Annotated in this window: 16 protein-coding genes; 1 reads left to right on the top strand and 15 read right to left on the bottom strand. The window is 64.0% G+C overall.

Features of this window, described 5'->3' with window-relative positions; genetic code table 11:
* Positions 1-40 precede the first annotated feature (40 nt).
* The 14 genes from ccoN to ACX1DW_RS20880 all read right to left on the bottom strand — a co-directional run bounded on the left by ccoN (position 41) and on the right by ACX1DW_RS20880 (position 15962).
* Positions 41-1486 carry a cytochrome-c oxidase, cbb3-type subunit I gene (gene ccoN / locus ACX1DW_RS20945; protein WP_458993424.1) on the bottom strand — a complete coding sequence of 482 codons (1446 nt, stop codon included), beginning with the start codon at positions 1484-1486 and terminating at the stop codon, positions 41-43.
* A gap of 269 nt (positions 1487-1755) precedes the next feature.
* Positions 1756-2865 (bottom strand): methyl-accepting chemotaxis protein, encoded by a 1110-nt coding sequence (locus tag ACX1DW_RS20940; protein WP_458992317.1) that lies wholly within the window; start codon positions 2863-2865, stop codon positions 1756-1758.
* 11 nt (positions 2866-2876) lie between these two features.
* Positions 2877-3620 carry an SDR family NAD(P)-dependent oxidoreductase gene (locus tag ACX1DW_RS20935; protein WP_013983992.1) on the bottom strand — a complete coding sequence of 248 codons (744 nt, stop codon included), beginning with the start codon at positions 3618-3620 and terminating at the stop codon, positions 2877-2879.
* A 117-nt stretch (positions 3621-3737) separates the two neighbouring features.
* Positions 3738-4928 (bottom strand): NnrS family protein, encoded by a 1191-nt coding sequence (locus ACX1DW_RS20930; protein WP_458992316.1) that lies wholly within the window; start codon positions 4926-4928, stop codon positions 3738-3740.
* A gap of 320 nt (positions 4929-5248) precedes the next feature.
* Positions 5249-5431 carry a twin-arginine translocase TatA/TatE family subunit gene (tatA, locus tag ACX1DW_RS20925; protein ID WP_014597691.1) on the bottom strand — a complete coding sequence of 61 codons (183 nt, stop codon included), beginning with the start codon at positions 5429-5431 and terminating at the stop codon, positions 5249-5251.
* A 36-nt stretch (positions 5432-5467) separates the two neighbouring features.
* Positions 5468-6040 carry a nitrous oxide reductase accessory protein NosL gene (locus tag ACX1DW_RS20920; RefSeq protein ID WP_458992315.1) on the bottom strand — a complete coding sequence of 191 codons (573 nt, stop codon included), beginning with the start codon at positions 6038-6040 and terminating at the stop codon, positions 5468-5470.
* Positions 6041-6068: 28 nt separating this feature from the next.
* Entirely contained in the window at positions 6069-6899 is an 831-nt protein-coding gene (locus ACX1DW_RS20915; protein ID WP_458992314.1) for an ABC transporter permease, read from the bottom strand.
* Positions 6896-7822 carry an ABC transporter ATP-binding protein gene (locus ACX1DW_RS20910; protein WP_458992313.1) on the bottom strand — a complete coding sequence of 309 codons (927 nt, stop codon included), beginning with the start codon at positions 7820-7822 and terminating at the stop codon, positions 6896-6898. Before ACX1DW_RS20910 ends, ACX1DW_RS20915 begins: the two co-directional genes overlap by 4 nt.
* Positions 7819-9132 (bottom strand): nitrous oxide reductase family maturation protein NosD, encoded by a 1314-nt coding sequence (locus tag ACX1DW_RS20905; RefSeq protein ID WP_458992312.1) that lies wholly within the window; start codon positions 9130-9132, stop codon positions 7819-7821. The genes ACX1DW_RS20910 and ACX1DW_RS20905 overlap by 4 nt, the downstream gene beginning before the upstream one ends.
* A 126-nt stretch (positions 9133-9258) precedes the next feature.
* The gene (gene nosZ / locus ACX1DW_RS20900; RefSeq protein WP_063542040.1) at positions 9259-11172 is read right to left on the bottom strand and encodes a TAT-dependent nitrous-oxide reductase; all 1914 of its coding nucleotides are present in this window, start codon (positions 11170-11172) and stop codon (positions 9259-9261) included.
* A gap of 66 nt (positions 11173-11238) precedes the next feature.
* Positions 11239-13416: a transcriptional regulator NosR gene (gene nosR / locus ACX1DW_RS20895; RefSeq protein ID WP_110775942.1), complete on the bottom strand. Its 2178-nt coding sequence runs from the start codon at positions 13414-13416 to the stop codon at positions 11239-11241.
* 262 nt (positions 13417-13678) lie between these two features.
* A complete protein-coding gene (locus ACX1DW_RS20890) occupies positions 13679-14929 on the bottom strand; it encodes an acyl-CoA dehydrogenase family protein (protein ID WP_110775941.1) in 1251 nt (416 codons plus the stop codon).
* A gap of 168 nt (positions 14930-15097) precedes the next feature.
* Positions 15098-15538: a CopD family copper resistance protein gene (locus tag ACX1DW_RS20885; protein WP_110775940.1), complete on the bottom strand. Its 441-nt coding sequence runs from the start codon at positions 15536-15538 to the stop codon at positions 15098-15100.
* A 70-nt stretch (positions 15539-15608) separates the two neighbouring features.
* Entirely contained in the window at positions 15609-15962 is a 354-nt protein-coding gene (locus tag ACX1DW_RS20880; RefSeq protein ID WP_110775939.1) for a hypothetical protein, read from the bottom strand.
* A 215-nt stretch (positions 15963-16177) separates the two neighbouring features.
* Between ACX1DW_RS20880 and ACX1DW_RS20875 the strand changes: the two genes are divergently transcribed.
* Positions 16178-16597 (top strand): DUF488 domain-containing protein, encoded by a 420-nt coding sequence (locus ACX1DW_RS20875; protein WP_110775938.1) that lies wholly within the window; start codon positions 16178-16180, stop codon positions 16595-16597.
* On the opposite strand, the gene ACX1DW_RS20870 is transcribed toward ACX1DW_RS20875, so the two are convergent.
* The gene (locus tag ACX1DW_RS20870; RefSeq protein WP_256359731.1) at positions 16581-17579 is read right to left on the bottom strand and encodes a TRAP transporter substrate-binding protein; all 999 of its coding nucleotides are present in this window, start codon (positions 17577-17579) and stop codon (positions 16581-16583) included. The two genes, ACX1DW_RS20875 and ACX1DW_RS20870, sit on opposite strands and share 17 nt — an antisense overlap.
* Between the last annotated feature and the right edge of the window lie 119 nt (positions 17580-17698).

The raw sequence follows: 17698 nt of genomic DNA, 5'->3' as shown, positions 1-17698 counted from the left end.
TCCCTGGACCCTCAGGAGCTACAAGGGTAGCGAGTGGAAATCAAGCGGTCACAGCGGTCAGCTCTGCGTCCCGGGCCGGGGCGCGCCGCGCGTGGCGCACGGTCAGCCAGGTGTTCAATGCCATCAGCAGCATGCCGCAGGCGAAAATGCCGCCGCCGGCCATGCGCACGATGTAGCCGGGATGGCTGGCTTCCAGCGCCTCGATGAAAGAGTAGGTCAGCGTGCCGTCTTCGTTGACTGCGCGCCACATCAAGCCCTGGGTGATGCCGTTGACCCACATCGAGGCGATGTAGAGCACCGTGCCGATGGTGGCCAGCCAGAAGTGCGCGTTGATCAGCCCGATGCTGTGCATCTGCTCGCCCCCCCACAGCCGCGGTATCAGGTGGTACAGCGAGCCGATGGAGATCATCGCCACCCAGCCCAGCGCCCCGGCGTGTACGTGGCCGATGGTCCAGTCGGTGTAGTGCGACAGTGCGTTGACCGTCTTGATCGCCATCATCGGCCCTTCGAAGGTGGACATGCCGTAGAACGCCAGCGAGACCACCAGAAAGCGCAGGATCGGGTCGGTGCGCAGCTTATGCCAGGCACCGGAGAGGGTCATCATGCCGTTGATCATGCCGCCCCAGCTCGGCGCCAGCAGGATGATCGACATCACCATGCCCAGGCTCTGCGCCCAGTCCGGCAGTGCGGTGTAGTGCAGGTGATGTGGGCCGGCCCAGATGTAGATCGAGATGATCGCCCAGAAGTGCACGATGGAAAGGCGATACGAGTAGATCGGCCGCCCCGCCTGTTTGGGCACGAAGTAATACATCATCCCGAGAAAGCCGACCGAGAGAATGAAGCCCACCACGCTGTGCCCGTACCACCACTGCACCATCGCATCGGTGGCGCCCGAATACAGCGAGTAGGACTTGAGCGGCCCTACCGGGACCAGGGCATGGTTGATGATGTGCACCATGCCGGTAACGATGATGAAGGCGCCGAAGAACCAGTTGCCGACATAGATGTGACGGATGCGCCGGCGGGCGATGGTGCCGAAGAACAGATAGGCGTAGAGCACCCAGATCAGCGTCACCCAGAGCGCGATCGGCCACTCCATCTCGGCGTATTCCTTGGACGTGGTGTAGCCCAGCGCGTAGCTGATCGGCATTGCCACGCAGGCTGCCTGCCAGCCCCAGAACACCAGCGCCGCCAGCCGATCGGAAATCAGCCGGGCATGGCTGGTGCGCTGGACGATGTAGAAGGACGAGGCGAACAGCGCGCCGCCACCGAAGGCGAAGATCACCAGATTGGTGTGGATCGGTCGCAGCCGGCCGAAGCTGGTCCAGGGCAGATCGAAGTTCAGCTGCGGCCAGACCAGCTGAGCGGCGATGAAGACGCCGAGGCCCATGCCGAGCACACCCCAGACCAGCGTCATCAGGGTGAACTGGCGCACCACGTGGTAGTTGTAGGCAATCGGTTCGGGACTGTTGTGCAGTTCGCTCATGCTTGCCAGGCGGCCGACGCGGGCGCCCAGGGAACGAACATCGAGATCTGCCAGCGCAGCGCTGGCAATGGTCGACGGGCCGGCACGCCGCATCCGCTCGCCGTTCCTCCTGGGATCGGTTCATATCGAGCGCGACGGAATGCCGCGCAGACGGAATGCGTGCGCATTGTCTGCGGCGAGTTAAATGTTATCTAACGAATAGTATTGATCGATAAGCGCAATATTCTTGCACTAAGCCCGCCATGAGGCAGAAACCGCAGCCTGCAGCATCAAGCCGCGTGGCTCGTCCCTCGCTCGTACTGATCGACCACCGCGGTGACGATACGCATCACCTCCAGGTTGGCGTCCTCCATCTGGCCCAGGTGGCGCAGCGCGGTTTCCAGGGCGTCCTGAGCAAATGCATCCAGCGCCGCCTGCCCTTGGGCATGCACCGCCGTGTGCGGCCGCTCGATCTGCCGGAAGCAGTCCAGCGCCTGGATATCGCGGTTGCCCTCGCCGTAGTACCAGCGGCCGAAACGACAGTCGCGTTCGCTCGGCAGCTGTGGAATTGGCTGTGCCTGGTCGCTCAGCAGGTGGTTGTACACCACGAACTTCAGTGACAGCTCGTCGAGATTGGCCAGCTCGATGCCGGCACGGAAGGAAGACGCGGCGCTGCTGGCGCGCATCGTCCCGGCCAGCTGGTAGAGCGTACGCATCGCCTCGACCGCGACCTCGGTGGTTCGGCTGAAGCCCTTGGCGTGGCTGCCCTGCAGCTGGATATAGTCATGCACGTTGCGGATTTCGGCCTGCACTTCGCCAATCTTGCGCACGATGTCATCGGTCGCCAGCGCGGTCTTTTCCGCCAGGCTGCGAATCTCCCCGGCGACAACCGCGAAACCACGCCCGGCTTCGCCGGCCCGCGCCGCCTCGATCGCGGCATTCAGCGCCAGCAGATTGGTCTGGCTGGCGATGCCGCTGATGAGATCGACGATGCCGTTGATCTCCTGCGAGCGCTCGGCAAGGGTATCGACCTTGCGCGAGGCCAGGCCAAGGCCGCCCTCCATCTCGGCGGCCTTGCCCTGCAGCTCGCCGAAATGCTTCTGGTTGCTCAGCGCCGCGGCGGCGACCTCGCCGGCACGGGCCTTGTTATCGCCCAACTGCCCGGTGAGGAACTCGAACGACTCGCCGAGATGGGCCACCGAGGTGCTGAAGCGAATCAGCTTTTCCGACACGCCGCGGTAATAGTCGAGCTGTCGCTGGCGTTGCTGGCTGGCGGCTTCTGCTACCTGCAGCTGCTGTTCCAGCGCTGCGACGCGCGCCGACTGCTCGGCGTGACTGGACTGCAACGCGCGCAATTCCTGCTCCAGGCGTACCGCGCTGCGCTTCCACTTGAACCACATGCGGGTATCCCTCAGCTGATGGTGTAGCCGTTATCCACCACCCAGTCCTGACCGAACACGCCGCGCGCGCCTTGCGAGAGCTGGAACAGGATGACGTTGGCGACCGCCGCGGACTCGAGGAAATGCCCCGGCAGCAGGCGCTTGGTAACGCCATCGGCAACGCCTTCGAGCTGGTCGTCGGTCAGTCCCAGCGTGCCCCAGATGGCGGTAGCGGTCGGCCCTGGCGAGACCATGTTGATGCGTACATCCAGCGGCGCGAACTCCACCGCCAGCGTACGCGCCTGCGCCGCCAACGCCGCCTTGCTGGCGATGTAGGCGGCCAGGCCGGGGAAGGTCGAACGGATCAGAAAGGTGCCGACGAACACCACCGAAGCCGGCTTGGCCAGCTCGTTACGCATGACCGCGAGGGTGTTCAGCGCACCGGCGCCATTGACTGCCCACTGCCGGTCGAAGGCCGCCATGTCGAGGCCATCGGCCAGCTCGGCGATGCCCGCATTGGGCACCAGATAATGCACGGGGCCGAGCTGGGCCGCGCGCCGGCCCAGCTCGGCCAGGTCTTCGGCCGAAGTGACATCGCCACGCAGCCATTGCAGCTGCTCCGGATGCGTCGCCAACAGCGCCTCGAGACCACCCAGGCTGCGCGACATCGCCAGCACTTGGGCTCCCCGCTGCAACAGGGCAGCACACAGTGCCAGGCCGATTCCGGAGCTGGCACCGGTCACGACCGCAAGACGATCCTGAAACTCGCTTTTCATTCATCATCTCCGAGCTCGACACGTGTCGAGTCACAGGCCGCCTCGCCAGAGGCAGCGGTTTTCAAGCTGGTTAGGTGTGGCAGGTGCGACGGCACCTGCCGATTGCGACTTGCGCTGTTAGCCCGGGTGTCCATCCACACGGGGCGCGACCAGCATCGGCGCGTAGCGCCAGACGTAGAGCGCGAAGGCCAGTGCCCAGCAGGCCGCCGCCAGCCACAGCCCGCCGACCGGCCAGATGACCGAGAGGAATACCCGCGCTGCCGTACCGAGGTTGAACAGCACGAAGGCCCCGATAATGCCCGCCGGTAACTGCAGCGGCCGACCGGTGTGGCCGAGCGTCACCCGGGCGATCATGGCCAGGATCAAGCCACTCATCGAACCGACGCTCAGCGCATGCAGCGACGGGCTGGACTGCGCCAGCAGACCGAAATGCCAGAGCGCCAGGCCGAACGCCGCGACCACCAGCCAGAGCATCGCCAGGTGCAACGACCAGAGCAGGCCGACCTTCCAGATGCCCTTGTCATACCAGCGCGCCAGACGCAGCAGATGGCCGGCGCCGATAGCCGCGAACAACAGGCCCAGCACAGGGTGCGGCTGCATGGCGATGCCGACTGCATGCAACAGGGCGATCACACCGGTGCCCACCAGCAGGGCGACATCCAGCCATACCCAGGGCTTGAGCGCCTCGACCTTGCCCAGCCCGCGCTGGGTGAAGAACGGAATTACCCGCCCGCCGATCAGCGCCATCAATGCGGCCACCAGCCAGAGGCCGGCCAGCACGCCCTGGCGCTGCAGGGCATCGCTGCCTTGCAGCAGGCCGCTCAGCACCAGCAGGTCGGCACCGAACATCAGGCTCAGCACCACCACGATCGGGTAGTTGCGCTTCTGCCGCACGGCCCAGAGCATGCGCGCCATCACCCAGGCCAGGGCCAGCAGGAACAGCAAATCCAGCGGGGCCAGCCACTCGGCGGGCAGGCCGAACAACCAGCCCAGGCGTGCCGCCAGCCAGAGCAGCGCCAGCCCCATCAGACGGTTGCCGGAGGGCGCGGTCTGCCCGGTCCAGGTCTGTACCGCGGTCAGCAGGAAGCCGGCGACGATCGCCATGGCGAAGCCGAACAGCATTTCGTGACGGTGCCAGGCGAGCCAGCCGCCGGTGGGCTGAAAGCCCGGCCAGAGCCCGGTCCAGGCGGCGACCCAGAGCGGGATTGCCAGCAGCGCATAGACGCTGCCGGCGAGAAAGAAGGGGCGAAACGCGAGCCGCCAGATAGGCGGGATACTCAGGGCTTTTCGCCGGTCGATAACTTGCACGGAAGGCCTCCAGTATTGCCATGTCCCGCAGCGCACAGTCATGGGCGCAACAGGCAGATGAGCGCTCCAGAAAGCGGGAGCCAAGGTTACTTTCTACAGGGTAGGAGCGCTCGGCAGACTTGATTGCGATCAGCTTTTTTCCGAGGCGGCGGAAAAGTGACGTGCGGCGCCGAAGACCCGCTCGAAGATGCACCGTTGAGGTGCAAGGCGGCCATACTGCCGCGCGGAGATGCGAAGCTGACCTGCAAGCGCGGACAGGCGCCGGCAGGTCTCGGAGCGGCGACCGGCACGTGAACCGGCGCCGCAGGAGGCAGACGCGCTTACTTGAGTTCCTGCTTCACCGTCTCACTGCTCGCGGTCGTTTCACCGTCGCTCACCGACTTGCGAAAACCGCTGATCGCGCTGCCCAGGTCGGAGCCCAGACCGCGCAGGCGCTTGGTGCCGAACAGCATGACGACGATCAGAAGAATGATCAGAAGTTGCCAGACGCTGATACCCATCATTGTGCTTACCTCGGATGTAGCGGAATTGATCGCGGCTCAGTGACCTGCGTGTGCATTGTGTCGATCGGCCGGCATGTGCTCGTGCATGCCGCCATGCTGCATGCTCGCCGCTTCCTGCAGCAGCGCCTGATCGATCTGATCGAAACGCAGCACGCGGCCACCGTGTTCCTCGGCCAGACGCTTGGCCACCTGCTCGTCGGCGAAGGTCGCCAACGATGCCCCCATGGCCCCCTTGAGCGACGTGCCGACCACATAGTAGGCGCTGGTTGCGTCGATCAGGTGACCGTCATCCGGTTTTTCCCAAACGCTGCGGCCCATGTCGTGCACGTACAGCTTGGCGTCGAGCAGGCGGTTTTCCGGCTGCAACCACCAGCCGAGCATCTCGGCGGTGGAACAGAACTTCTTCACCCCACCCTTCTCCACCGCCTGGCCCTTGGGCCCGGGGAAGTCGCTGATGATCATGCCGCAGACATGGCATTCGTCGCTGTCGTGGAAGGCCACCGGGTCCAGCGCCTGCTCGACCTCTTCCTTCTCGCCGCAGCCGGCCAGGCCGACAGCAAGCAGCAGAGCGAGGAAGGTTCCGGCGCCGATGCGATGCAGTGCGTTCATAGAGGGATTTCCTTTTTGATTCATGAGTTCAGGCCAGCCGACGGCGGAAGATGCCGTAGGCCAGCAACAGCGAAACGCCGACCCAGGCCAGCAAACAGAGCCAGAGCACCGCGCCCGGCACTGGCAGGTCGGCACCGAGCGAGAGCACGCCCATGGTGCTGCCGCTGCCCTCGAAGCCGGACAGGTTGATCAGCCGGTAGATGTCGGTGGGGTTGAGCAACAGCAGCCAGGGCAGCAGTTCGGGATTGAACTTGCCTTCGCTGAGCACCAGCAGCGCGAGCAGCACCAGGTCGAACACCAGCACGAAGAGAAACCACACGCCGAGCGCCAGCCCGGCGGCACTGGACTTCTCGTTGACCTTGCCGCTGAGCACGTAGGCCAAGGCGAGGAATACCCAGCCGAGCAGCGTCGAGGAGATCATGAAGCGGCCGAACGCCCAGAACAGCATGCCGAGTTCGACGCCCTCGACCAGCACGGCAATGGCCAGCGCCGCGCAGCCGAAGCCGATCAGCACCGCCAGGGCGAGGATCAGCCCGTGGCCGACGAACTTGCCGAGCAGAATCTGCCCGCGCCCCAGCGGATAGGTCAGCAGCAGCATCAGCGTGCCGCCCTCGTCCTCGCCGACGATGGCGTCGTAGGCCAAGAGCAATGCGATCAGCGGCATCAGAAAGGTGGCCAGACTGGCCAGGCTGGCGATGGTCGCCGGAATCGAGGTGAAGCCGAGCTGGCCGGACGCCGCAGCGCCGAGCCAGGCGATGCCCACCGCGAGCACGGCGAAGAGCAGACTGATGGCGAGCAGCCAGCGGTTGCGCAGGCCGTCGCTGAGTTCCTTGCGGGCGATGTTCCAGACCTGGTTCATGGGCGACCCTCCTGGGCGCGTACGTCACCGGCGCGCTCCATGTAATAGCGGTAGAGGTCTTCCAGCGACGGCTGGTGGATCTCGATGTCCTCCGGCTCGCTCTCGCCGAGCAGCTGGCGCAGCAGCACCAGCTTGTGGCCATTGATGGCAACCACTTCCAGACTCGTCTCGCTGAGGCCGCGGGCGCTGTGCCCGGCATCGGTCCAGCGCTGCAGCCAACTGTCGCGCTCGCTGATGCCGCTGGCGCGGATGCGCACCGGCAGCCCGGCCTCGGCACGCAGTTGCGACAGGCTGCCGACCGCCTGTAAGCGACCCTTGGCGAGGATCGCCGCGCGGTTGATATGCGCCTCGACGCCCGGCAGCACGTGGGAGCAGAGGATGATGCTGGTGCCGCGCTGACGCAGGCGGTCGATCAGCTGGTAGAGATCCTGGGTGGCGATCGGATCTAGGCCCACGGTCGGCTCGTCGAGCAGCAGCAACTTCGGTTCGCCGAGCAGCGCCTGAGCCAGGCCGAGGCGCTGGCGCATACCCTTGGAATAGGTCTTCACCCGGCGGTCGGCGGCATGCGCCAGGCCGACCTGCTCGAGCAGCTCGTCCACCTGGCCAAGCGCCGCGCCCTTGAGGCGAGCGAAGTGGCGCAGGGTTTCGCGGCCGCTCAACTGCGGATAGAAGGTCACGTTCTCCGGCAGATAGCCGAGCTGGCGGCGCACCTGCGGATCGTTCGGCGCGCGGCCGAGCACTTTCACCTGGCCCGCGCTCGGCGAGAGCAGGCCGAGAATCAGCTTCATGCTGGTGGTCTTGCCCGCGCCGTTATGGCCGAACAGCCCCAGCACCTCGCCCTCACCGAGGTTCAGGTTCAGATCGTGCAGCACGGTCATGCTGCCGTAACGCTGGCTTACGCCCTGGATCTCGACGGCGTTCATGACGTTGGTTCCTGCTTTTCGGTTAGGAGTTCTTCAGTGGGCAGCTTCATCAGCGGATGGCTGTCCTGCACGCCCGGCGACTTGACCACCGGGAAGGCACGCTGCACCCAGCGCAGCACCTCGATGCTCGGGCTGTTCATCAGCAGGCGCACCTGCGGGTAGAGCCAGAGCAGGCGATCGACGTTGTCGTTGGGTTCGTAGGCGACATCGCCCAGGCCGTCGTCATTGCGGTCCCAGCCCAGGTAATCGCTCCAGTAGTTGCCACGGCCGTCCACCGACCATTCCTGGGTGCGGGTCGCCACGTACTTGACCTGCTGCTGGTTGCCGACGAAGGCGTTGCCGGAAATGCGGTTGTCTTCGGAGCCGGCGGTCAGGTGGATGCCCAGCGAGCTCTTCTCGAAGTGGTTGTTCTCGATGGTGTTGAACAGCGAGTTGTAGATGAACAGCGCCTTGCCTTCGCCGCCGCTGATCATGCTGTCGCCACCGGTATCGCCACGCTGCACCTCGCTGACGAAGTTGCCGGTGATGGTCGAGTAGGTGATGTAGTTCATCAGGATGCCGTAGTTCTGATCCTGCTCGGAGCGGTTGCCCGTGACGATCAGCTTGCGGCTCTGCATCAGCGCGTAGCCGGTACGGGTACGGCGGGTGACGTTGTTGATCACGCTGTTGTCGTTGGCGAACATGTAATGCACGCCATAGCGCAGATCCTCGAGGACGTTGGCCTCCAGGTGGTTGCCGTTGGAGGTGTCGATATAGATGCCATCGCGGACGTCACGTACCCGATTGCCGACGATGCGTGCACCGTTCACGGCGAACAGGTGAATGCCGTTGCCGCGGTCCTGCGAGCGAATGTCCACCTCGCCGACGATCTCGTTGCCGATCACCTGCACGTCGGCGGCGCCATCGACGAACACGCCGAAGCCCGGCCCCTGCATGCGGTTGTTCCGGATCAGCGCCCGCGGCGCGGCTGGCAGGACGAACACCGCCGAATCCATGGCCGTGAGGTCGGAGCCCCAGTCGCGCAGCGTGCAGCCGTCGACGAGCACGTCGGGCGCGCTGATGACCAGGCTGCTGCCCTGCCCTTGCGACTGGATGGTCGCACCCGGCTCGCAACGCAGCTGCATGGGTTGCTCGATGGTGAACTGCCCCTGATATTCCCCGGCAGGCAGGCGCCAGCGGTTCTCACCGTCGGGCTGCAGCGGCAGGGTGGTAATCGATTGCGGTGCCGCCTGAGCCGCACCACTGAATAGAAGCAGCAGCATGACTGCTGTGGGGTATCGCGAGAAAAAACCAGCCTGAGCTTTGAACACTGCGTTTTGACCTTCTTCAGCTTGCAGGCGAACGGCGGTTGCCGGAAGGGTCGCGGCAGCATGCCGAAACCCTTCGCGGATTGCGACGCCATCGCCCGACCGCAAACGGGCGATGGCTGGAGCCGCTTAGGCGGGCTCGACCATCATGCGGCCGACCATTTCCATGTGCAGCGCGTGACAGAACCAGCTGCAGTAGTACCAGTGCAGCCCCGGCTTGTCAGCGACAAAGGTGATGGAAGAGGTCTGCTGCGGGCTGATCTCCATGCTCACACCATGGTTGACCATGACGAAGCCGTGGGACACGTCTTCGATCTGGTCGATGTTGGTGATGGTCACGGTGACTTCGTCGCCCTGCTTGACGGTGAACTCCTGAACACCGTATGCCGGCGCCATGGACGTCATGTACACGCGCACCTTGTTGCCGTCGCGGATGACCTTGTTGTCGGTGTCGAGGTTGATACCGTCCTTCTTCGCCATTTCCACGGTGCCGGCGAAGAACGGGTCGTTGCGGTCCCAGATCTTCTTGGTCTTGATCTGGTCACGACGGGCCATGACGCAGTCGTGCGGCTCGGCAAAGGTGGGGCCGTCATGCACCAGCTTCATCTCGTCGCCGGAGATGTCGATCAGCTGGTCGTTTTCCGGATGCAGCGGGCCGGTCGGCAGGAAGCGGTCCTTGCCGAACTTGCACAGCGCCACCAGCCACTTGCCGTCGGCTTCGCTGGTCTCGCACAGCGAGGCATGGATGTGGCCCGGCTGATAGTGCACATCCAGCTTCTGCTTGATGTAGTTGACCTTCTCACCCTTGTAGGCGCGGACCGCGTCGGCCATGTTCCACTTGACCACCTGGCTGTCGATGAACAGCGTGGTGTACGCGTTGCCGCGACCGTCGAAGGTGGTGTGCAGCGGGCCGAGGCCCAGTTCCACTTCCGCAGCGATGGTGTCGCGCGGGTCCTTCAGCTTGCCGGCGAACAGGTCGGGCAGCTTGGCGATCTCGATCATCGACACGGTCGGCGACAGCTTGCCGTTGGCGATGAAGTACTTGCCATCGGAGGAGGTGTTGCAGCCGTGCGGGTTCTTCGGTACCGGAATGTAACGAGTGAATTCGCTGTCCTTGTCGCCTTTCTTGCGGCCATCGAGCACCGGCACCTTGGAGTCGCCGAGGGTGATGAACTTGCCAGCCTTGACCGCCTTCTCGGCTGCCTCGATGTCGAACACCACGACCCAGTCACGCTCGTTGCGCATCATGCCGCCGAGGTCGTAGGCCTTTTCCGAGTTGTAGCAGGTGGCAGCGGTGAAGCGGCCGGTGTAGTCGGCGTCGGTGTTATCGAGGTTGCCGTCGACGATGATCTGGAAGGCCATCTCCATCTTTTCAGCGTCGATGACGTTGTACATGGTGTAGCTGTTTTCATCCTGCAGATCGAACACCTTGCCGTCGTTCGGGTGCGGAATGACGAACTCGGCGTTGGCGTATACGTACTTGGTATACGGCACCTTCTGCAGGCGCAGGCCGTGGATCGCCTGGCAGTTCGGCACGGTCAGGATCTTGTCGCACTTCATGATATCCAGGCGGATACGCGCGACACGGGTGTTGGCCTTGTCGTTGATGAATACGTACTTGCCGTCGTACTTGCCGTCCTTCATCGAGATGTGCGGGTGGTGGCAGTCACCGTTGAGGAACTTGGCGCTATCACCCAGCACCGCCTTGCTCTCGTTGGTCAGGCCCCAGCCGGTGGCCGAGTCGACGTTGAATACCGGGATGCGCATCAGCTCACGCATCGACGGAATGCCCAGCACACGCACCTCGCCCTGGTGGCCGCCGCTCCAGAAGCCGTAGTAGTCGTCCAGTTCGCCCGGCGCGACGTGAATGTTCTGCCGCGCGTCCTTGACCGCTGCGGCCCAGGACTCGCGGCTCATCACCGCGCCGCCGAAGGCCGTGGCCGCAACGGCCGCGCCAGTCACCGCGCTGGCGCCGAGGAAGCCACGACGGCTCATGCCGCCCTTCTCCAGCACCTCGGGATTGTTCTTGCTCTTGTCACTCATGGGGTTTTGCTCCTTTGGGACACTGCTTCAAACACATCGATCGAGCGCCTCGCCTGCGGCGACGGCTCAGGGTTCCACCACTTGCACTACGGGAATCAGCGACGGGTCGGCCGGTGCCTTCTTGCCGCGCTTGGCGCGCTTGTTCTTCAGAATCAGCGGCGGGCACTTGTCTTCGTTGTGGTAGGTCATCTGGCAGTCCAGGCAGTAATGGCACTCGTTGTGGTTGATGTGCCCATCCGGGTGGATGGCCTGGATCTCGCATTCCTTGGCGCACAGCTGGCAGGGGCTGCCGCATTCGGGGCGCCGCTTGAGCCAGTCGAACAGGCGCACCTTGCTGCTGATCGACAGCGCCGCCCCCAGCGGGCAGACGTAGCGGCAGTACACCTTGCGGGTGAAGATGTTGATGACCAGCAGGAACACCGCGTAGGCGACGAACCACCACTGGCGGTCGAACTTGAGGGTGATGGCGGTCTTGAACGGCTCAACCTCGGCGGCCTTCTCGGCCATCATCATCGACTCGAGGGAGATGCCGAACAGCACCAGCAGGACGATGTACTTGATCGCCCAGAGCCGCTCATGCACGGCGAAGGGCAGCTCGTACTGCGGAATCTTCAGCTTGCGTGCGGCTTCGTTGATCAGCTCCTGCAGCGCGCCGAAGGGGCACAGCCAGCCGCAGAACACGCCACGGCCCCAGAGCAGGATGCTGGCGGCGGTGAAGGTCCAGATGATGAAGATCACCGGATCGGAGAGGAACAGCTCCCAGCGGAAATCCTGGAACAGCGCGTGGACGAAGGTCAGCACGTTGACCACCGACAGCTGCCCCAGCGCGTACCAACCGATGAACACCACGGTGAACACCAGGTAGCCGCGACGCAGCCAGTGCAGGAACCGCGGCCGCTGAGTGAACTTGTCCTGCAGGAACAGGATGACCGTCAGCAGGCCCAGCGCCGCGAGGATCACGCCAATCTGGAATGACTTCTGGTACCAGATGTTGACCCACATCGGCCGGTTGGCCTCTTCGATGGCGGCCAGCTCCTCGGCGGTCGGCTGCGGACGCTCGATGTACTGCTCGGGCATCTGGTAGGGCAGCTCGAAGCTGGTGAACATGCCGCTGATCGGGCCGGTCTGGCGGCGCACCAGCAGCTCCAGCGTCCAGGGTGAACCGGGATCGAACGCCGCATGCTCGCGGACGATGAAGATCGCCATTTCCCTGAAGTCGGGCATGCCCTCGGCATAGACGTCGTCCAGCCGCTGGAAGTCCATGTCGCGGAAGCTGATCACATTGCCGAACTGGCGCAACTGGACCCGATCGAAAATGCCGCCGCGGACATAACCCGAGCCCTTGAACGAGTACTCACCGCTGCCCATCACCGCGACCGCATGCTCGCCTGGCTTGAGCTCGTCCATCAGCGTGCGGTAGTGCGCGTCGCCGAGCAGGGCGCGACCGATGGTCGGTGGGTTCAGGTGCGTGGCGTAGAGGTCGATGAAAGTGTCCTGCACCTCATCTGCCGCCGCCTCGTCGATGCCTTCGCCCTCGGTGCCCTTGAACGCCTCGTCGATCTCGCCCTTGGTCAGGTGCAGGCGGCGGATTGCGCCGTTGCCGGTCAGGTCGCTCCAGGTTGCCGGCTCGTAATAATCCGCGCGAACGGTGGCCGGCTTCTGCGCGACGCCCGCCTTGCTCTCCACCAGCCCCAGCGACACCGCGACGTCATGCGCCGCGCGCATGACGATCTCGTTGACCACCATCACCGTGACGGTGGCCCCGGTGACCGCATCGATGGTGACCGCATTCTCGTCCCGCGAACGGCCGACCACGACGCGCTGGTCAACGTGGATGCCCTGGTACTTGGCATTGAAGGCGTGCAGCTCTTCTTCGGGGATGCCGATCAGCAGGATCGGTTCATGGTGCTCGAGCACGTAGGCATCGACGATCACGCCCTGGGGATCGAGCAGCACCTGCATGTTGATCGATTTGCCGGAGTAGGCGGGGATGTCCACCACGTTGATGGACTGGAAGGCATAACCGAGGACCTCGTCTCCCTTGGTGATCGTGCGGACCTGGTAATCGCCCTCGGCCGCCGAAACGCTGGCACCGGGGAAGAATTTCTCCAGGCGCTGCTGTTCGGCCGGGTACTCGCGGGCCTGCACCGGCACGGCGCAGACTGCCAGAACAAGGGCGATGAAAAGGCCCGTGACCCAGGCGCTCAGCGCACCGGGCAGCGACCAGAACTCGCGGGAAGCCATCGAAATCACCTGCTTGCACTACTTGAAGTGGCTCGCATGGTAGGGGAGCGCTCTGTCGGCGCCCCTTGACTGCAATCAAGGACGTGGTCGGCCGTCACTTTCGTTGTCCCATGTCAATAAACAACATGAACGCAACCTACGAAGCTTTGATGACCAGCCTAGGCCAGCCACCCCAGAATGCGAGCGAAACGGCGGGTAAAAGCATCAAAGAAGCGGCTGGCCGCACACCGCAGTGGTGATACGGCCGGCAGAAGCGGCACGCTCAGTGACGGCCGGGTGGGGTGAGATAGGCCGCCGTCGCGCCGCGACTGGCTTCACTGGCCTTGATTTCCATTTTCGCGATGCTGCGCAGATGCACCTGATCCGGGCCGTCGGCGAAGCGCAGGGCGCGGCCGCCGGTCCACATGTCGGCCAGCGGCGTGTCCGGCGTCAGGCCCATCGCGCCGTAGACCTGGATGGCGCGGTCGACGACGTTGGTGTGCATACGCGGCACCAACGCCTTGATCATGGAAATCTCCTTGCGCGCGGCCTTGGCGCCGACCTCGTCGATCATCCAGGCGGTCTTGAGTACCAGCAGCCGCGCCTGCTCGATCTCGATGCGCGACTCGGCGATCCAGTCGCCGATGTTGGAATACTGCTGCAGGTACTTGCCGAACGCCTTGCGTTCCTGGCAGCGCTCGACCATCAGCTCCAGGGCCAGCTCGGCCATGCCGATCGAGCGCATGCAGTGGTGGATGCGCCCTGGCCCCAGACGCGCCTGGGCCATCATGAAACCGTCTCCTTCCCTGCCCAGCAGGTTGCTCGCCGGCACCCGCACGTTCTTCAGCAGCAGTTCACTGTGGCCTTCCGGGGCGATGTGGTTCATCACCGGAATGTTGCGCACCAGCTCGACACCGGGCGTGTCGAACGGCACCAGGATCATGCTCTGCTGCTGATGGGTCTCGGCGTCCGGGTCGGTCTTGCCCATGACGATCAACAGCTTGCAGTTGGGATGCGAGGCGTTGGTGATGAACCACTTGCGGCCGTTGATCACGTAGTCGTCGCCGTCGCGGCGAATCAGCGTCTGGATGTTGGTCGCATCGGAGGACGGCACGTCCGGCTCGGTCATGGCGAAGGCCGAGCGGATTTCGCCCTCCAATAGCGGCTTGAGCCAGCGCTCGCGCTGCTCGGGCGTGGCGAACATGTGCAGCAGCTCCATGTTGCCGGTATCCGGCGCGTTGCAGTTGAACACCTCCGAGGCCCAGTGCACGCGCCCCATGATCTCCGCCAGCGGCGCGTATTCGAGATTGCTCAGGCCCATCCCCGGCTCATCCTCGCCGAGCGACGGCAGGAACAGGTTCCACAGCCCTTCCGAACGCGCCAGCGCCTTGAGGTCGTCCATGAAGGAGACGGGATACTGTCCGGCCGCTACCTCGGCATGCCAGGCGCCTATTCGCGGCACGATGTACTGGTCCATGAAGGCGCGCAGTTGCTGACGCAGCGCCTCGACACGTGGGCTGTAGGCAAAATCCATGGGCAACCTCTGCTGATCGGGAAACGATGCAGCCACCTTAGTTCCCGCAGCCGCTAAAGCAACGAGGCTGCGATGACTGAATCAGGCCCGATAAACATGCAACGAAGCCTCAATAGAATTGACCGTGGTCATCACCGCAACCGACGAAACTGGGTATGCAGCGCAGCCTCACCAATGCACGTAGAACATGCCCTTGGCCAACAGCACGATGCCGATCATCTGCACAAAGATGGCCCAGTGGATCGCCCGATAGCGGGCCGGCGTCATGCGCCCCTTGCGCAGCAGGATGGCGACCAGGCCGAAGGTGAAGAACACGCCGATCGCCAGCACGATCTTGAACGTCAGCAAGGTGGCGAAGCTGCTGGCCAGCGGGTCGGCCAGCGCTTCGCGGTGATACCAGCCCAGGCCGATGCCCGCCCCGTAGACGAACAGCACGACCCAGTGCAGCACCACCCGCGAACGCGCACCGACGGCGCGCTCGACCAGCGGCATCGTCTGCTCGCCGACCTGCTCGCGGATACGGCCGAGAATCATCACTTCAAAGAACAGCGTACCGATGAAGAAGATCGCGGCCAGCAGGTGCACCACGTGCAGAACGGAATAACTCATCTGTGCCTCCTCTGGGGATGTCAGCCCCGATCATCCCGCAAACAGCGCGCCACGCACTACCCGCCGGCGATCATTCTGCCGAGGCGGTGATCCGACTGCCGTCGCGCTCGATATGCTGTCCGCGCAGGAAGCGGTCATCGGAGGTACGGATGCGGGCGACGCTGCCGTCCTCACGCCGGACCACATAGCGCGTTTGCTCCAGCCCCGCCGCCTGCTGTGCGCCTTGCCCCAGCAGGTAACCGACGCCGCCGCCAACCAGCGCACCGATCGGGCCGCCCGCCGCCGCCCCGAGCATGAAACCGCTGAGCCCACCGAAACCACCACCAACAGCACGGTCCTGATGCACTTCGAGAATCTCGTCCGCCCTGACCAGGCTGCTGCCCAGAACTGCCACGGTCGCCACCACCACCATTACCTTTTTCATGTCACGCTCCTGTCGGATATAGGTTTTGCCACCCCATCTTCTCTACACAAAGCGTGCCGACATTTAATGCATATAAAATCAAAGGGATAAAGAATTAAGGGTATTTTTAACCTGCAAGGCTTAGGTTTTAATAACCCATAAAACAGTTTTTTATACCCTGAGCAACCCGTATTTTTTACCTATGCTTGACGGATCAGGCTGCGGAGACCCTTTCGATGATTCGCTGCAGACGCGTATATGAGCCAGCAAGCGAGACCGATGGCCAACGTGTGCTGGTCGACCGGCTTTGGCCCAGGGGCTGTCGCAAGGACAGCCTGGCGCTGGCGGCATGGCTGCCGGACATCGCGCCTTCGACCGCGCTACGCCAGGCGTTCAAGGGCGGCACGCTGGACTATGCGGAGTTCCGTCGGCGTTACCAGAAGGAGCTGGCAGCCCGCCCCGACCATTGGTGGCCGCTGCTGGCGATGGCTGAACGCGACCCACTGACGCTGCTCTACGCCGCACGAGACGAACAGCAGAACAATGCCCAGGTGTTGGCCGAATGGCTGGAGGATGAAATGCAGCGACTGGGGCGCCCCAGCTCGCCGGCCTGCCTGGCCGGGGAGCTGGGCGGAACGATCAACGACGACGGTTGACCGTCATGGCGGCGCGGATCAGGTCGGCGCCGATATCCGCTTCGTAGGACTTCCACACCGGCAACATCTGCTCGCGCCAGGCCTGACGCTCGTCCGGCGTCAGGGTGATCAGCTGGCTGCTGCCGCTGGCAAGGATTCGCTCGCGATCACGGCGATTGACCGCAGCAGCCTCGCGGTTCACCGCCTGGGTCACCTCGAGAATGATCCCCTCCAGCTCCGAACGCACGGCGAACGGCATGCTCAGCCAGAACTCGTTGTTGGTGATCAGCATGTAGTCGAGCACGCCATGGTTGCTCTCGGTGATATAGGGCTGAACGCTGTGCATGTTCTGGCTGAGGATGTTCGACCAGGGGTTCTCCGCGCCCTGCACGACACCGCCCTTGAGCGACTCATAGACCTTGGCGAAGGGCAGCACGACGGACTGGGCGCCAACCGCGGCGAACTGCGCCTCAAGCACCGGCGACGGCTGAATACGAAACTTCAGCCCTGCGGCATCGCTCGGCTTGCGCAGAGGTGCGGTAGCCGATAACTGCTTCAAGCCGTTGTTCCAATAGGCAAGCCCGTACACCCCGTGCTCGGCCATCGAGTGCAGCAACTGGCGTGCGGCTTCACGCTTCTGGAAGCGCTGCAGTGCCTCGGCGTCATCGAACAGGAACGGCAGGTCGAACACCTGCAGTTTCTTGGTGTACGGCGCGAACTTGGACATCGACGGCGCCAGCAGCTGCACCTTGTTGTCGAACAGCGCTTGCATCTCTTCGGCGTCCCCGACCAGGGTCGAGTTCGGATAGACCTCGACTTTGATCTTGCCCGCCATGCGCTCCTCGACCAACTGCTTGAGCAGCAGCGCCCCTTTGCCCTTCGGCGTGTCGTCCGCAACCACGTGGGCGAACTTGATGACAATCGGACCCTCTTCGGCGGCCATCGCCGGCGCAGCCATTAGGAACAACGCCGCACCCAGTGCAGCCAAGCAAGACCTGAACATGTAACCCCCAAATGCAAGTGCCCGGCCGGCGCCTCGTGAGCACCGCCGGGTCGTACCATGATGTGTTCGGGACACAAAGCGGTGCGCGTGCACCAGCCCCATCGAGCGGAGGGGCAGCT

It is taken from the genome of Stutzerimonas sp. KH-1, from assembly GCF_054483855.1.
This window is presented reverse-complemented; position numbering and strand designations above follow the sequence as displayed.

Bases quoted from the DNA above. Each gene is read 5' to 3' on its own strand.
- ccoN (WP_458993424.1), bottom strand. From the start codon at position 1,486: ATGAGCGAACTGCACAACAGTCCCGAACCGATTGCCTACAACTACCAC.
- ACX1DW_RS20940 (WP_458992317.1), bottom strand. From the start codon at position 2,865: ATGTGGTTCAAGTGGAAGCGCAGCGCGGTACGCCTGGAGCAGGAATTG.
- ACX1DW_RS20935 (WP_013983992.1), bottom strand. From the start codon at position 3,620: ATGAAAAGCGAGTTTCAGGATCGTCTTGCGGTCGTGACCGGTGCCAGC.
- tatA (WP_014597691.1), bottom strand. From the start codon at position 5,431: ATGATGGGTATCAGCGTCTGGCAACTTCTGATCATTCTTCTGATCGTC.
- ACX1DW_RS20920 (WP_458992315.1), bottom strand. From the start codon at position 6,040: ATGAACGCACTGCATCGCATCGGCGCCGGAACCTTCCTCGCTCTGCTG.
- ACX1DW_RS20915 (WP_458992314.1), bottom strand. From the start codon at position 6,899: ATGAACCAGGTCTGGAACATCGCCCGCAAGGAACTCAGCGACGGCCTG.
- ACX1DW_RS20910 (WP_458992313.1), bottom strand. From the start codon at position 7,822: ATGAACGCCGTCGAGATCCAGGGCGTAAGCCAGCGTTACGGCAGCATG.
- nosZ (WP_063542040.1), bottom strand. From the start codon at position 11,172: ATGAGTGACAAGAGCAAGAACAATCCCGAGGTGCTGGAGAAGGGCGGC.
- nosR (WP_110775942.1), bottom strand. From the start codon at position 13,416: ATGGCTTCCCGCGAGTTCTGGTCGCTGCCCGGTGCGCTGAGCGCCTGG.
- ACX1DW_RS20890 (WP_110775941.1), bottom strand. From the start codon at position 14,929: ATGGATTTTGCCTACAGCCCACGTGTCGAGGCGCTGCGTCAGCAACTG.
- ACX1DW_RS20885 (WP_110775940.1), bottom strand. From the start codon at position 15,538: ATGAGTTATTCCGTTCTGCACGTGGTGCACCTGCTGGCCGCGATCTTC.
- ACX1DW_RS20880 (WP_110775939.1), bottom strand. From the start codon at position 15,962: ATGAAAAAGGTAATGGTGGTGGTGGCGACCGTGGCAGTTCTGGGCAGC.
- ACX1DW_RS20875 (WP_110775938.1), top strand. From the start codon at position 16,178: ATGATTCGCTGCAGACGCGTATATGAGCCAGCAAGCGAGACCGATGGC.
- ACX1DW_RS20870 (WP_256359731.1), bottom strand. From the start codon at position 17,579: ATGTTCAGGTCTTGCTTGGCTGCACTGGGTGCGGCGTTGTTCCTAATG.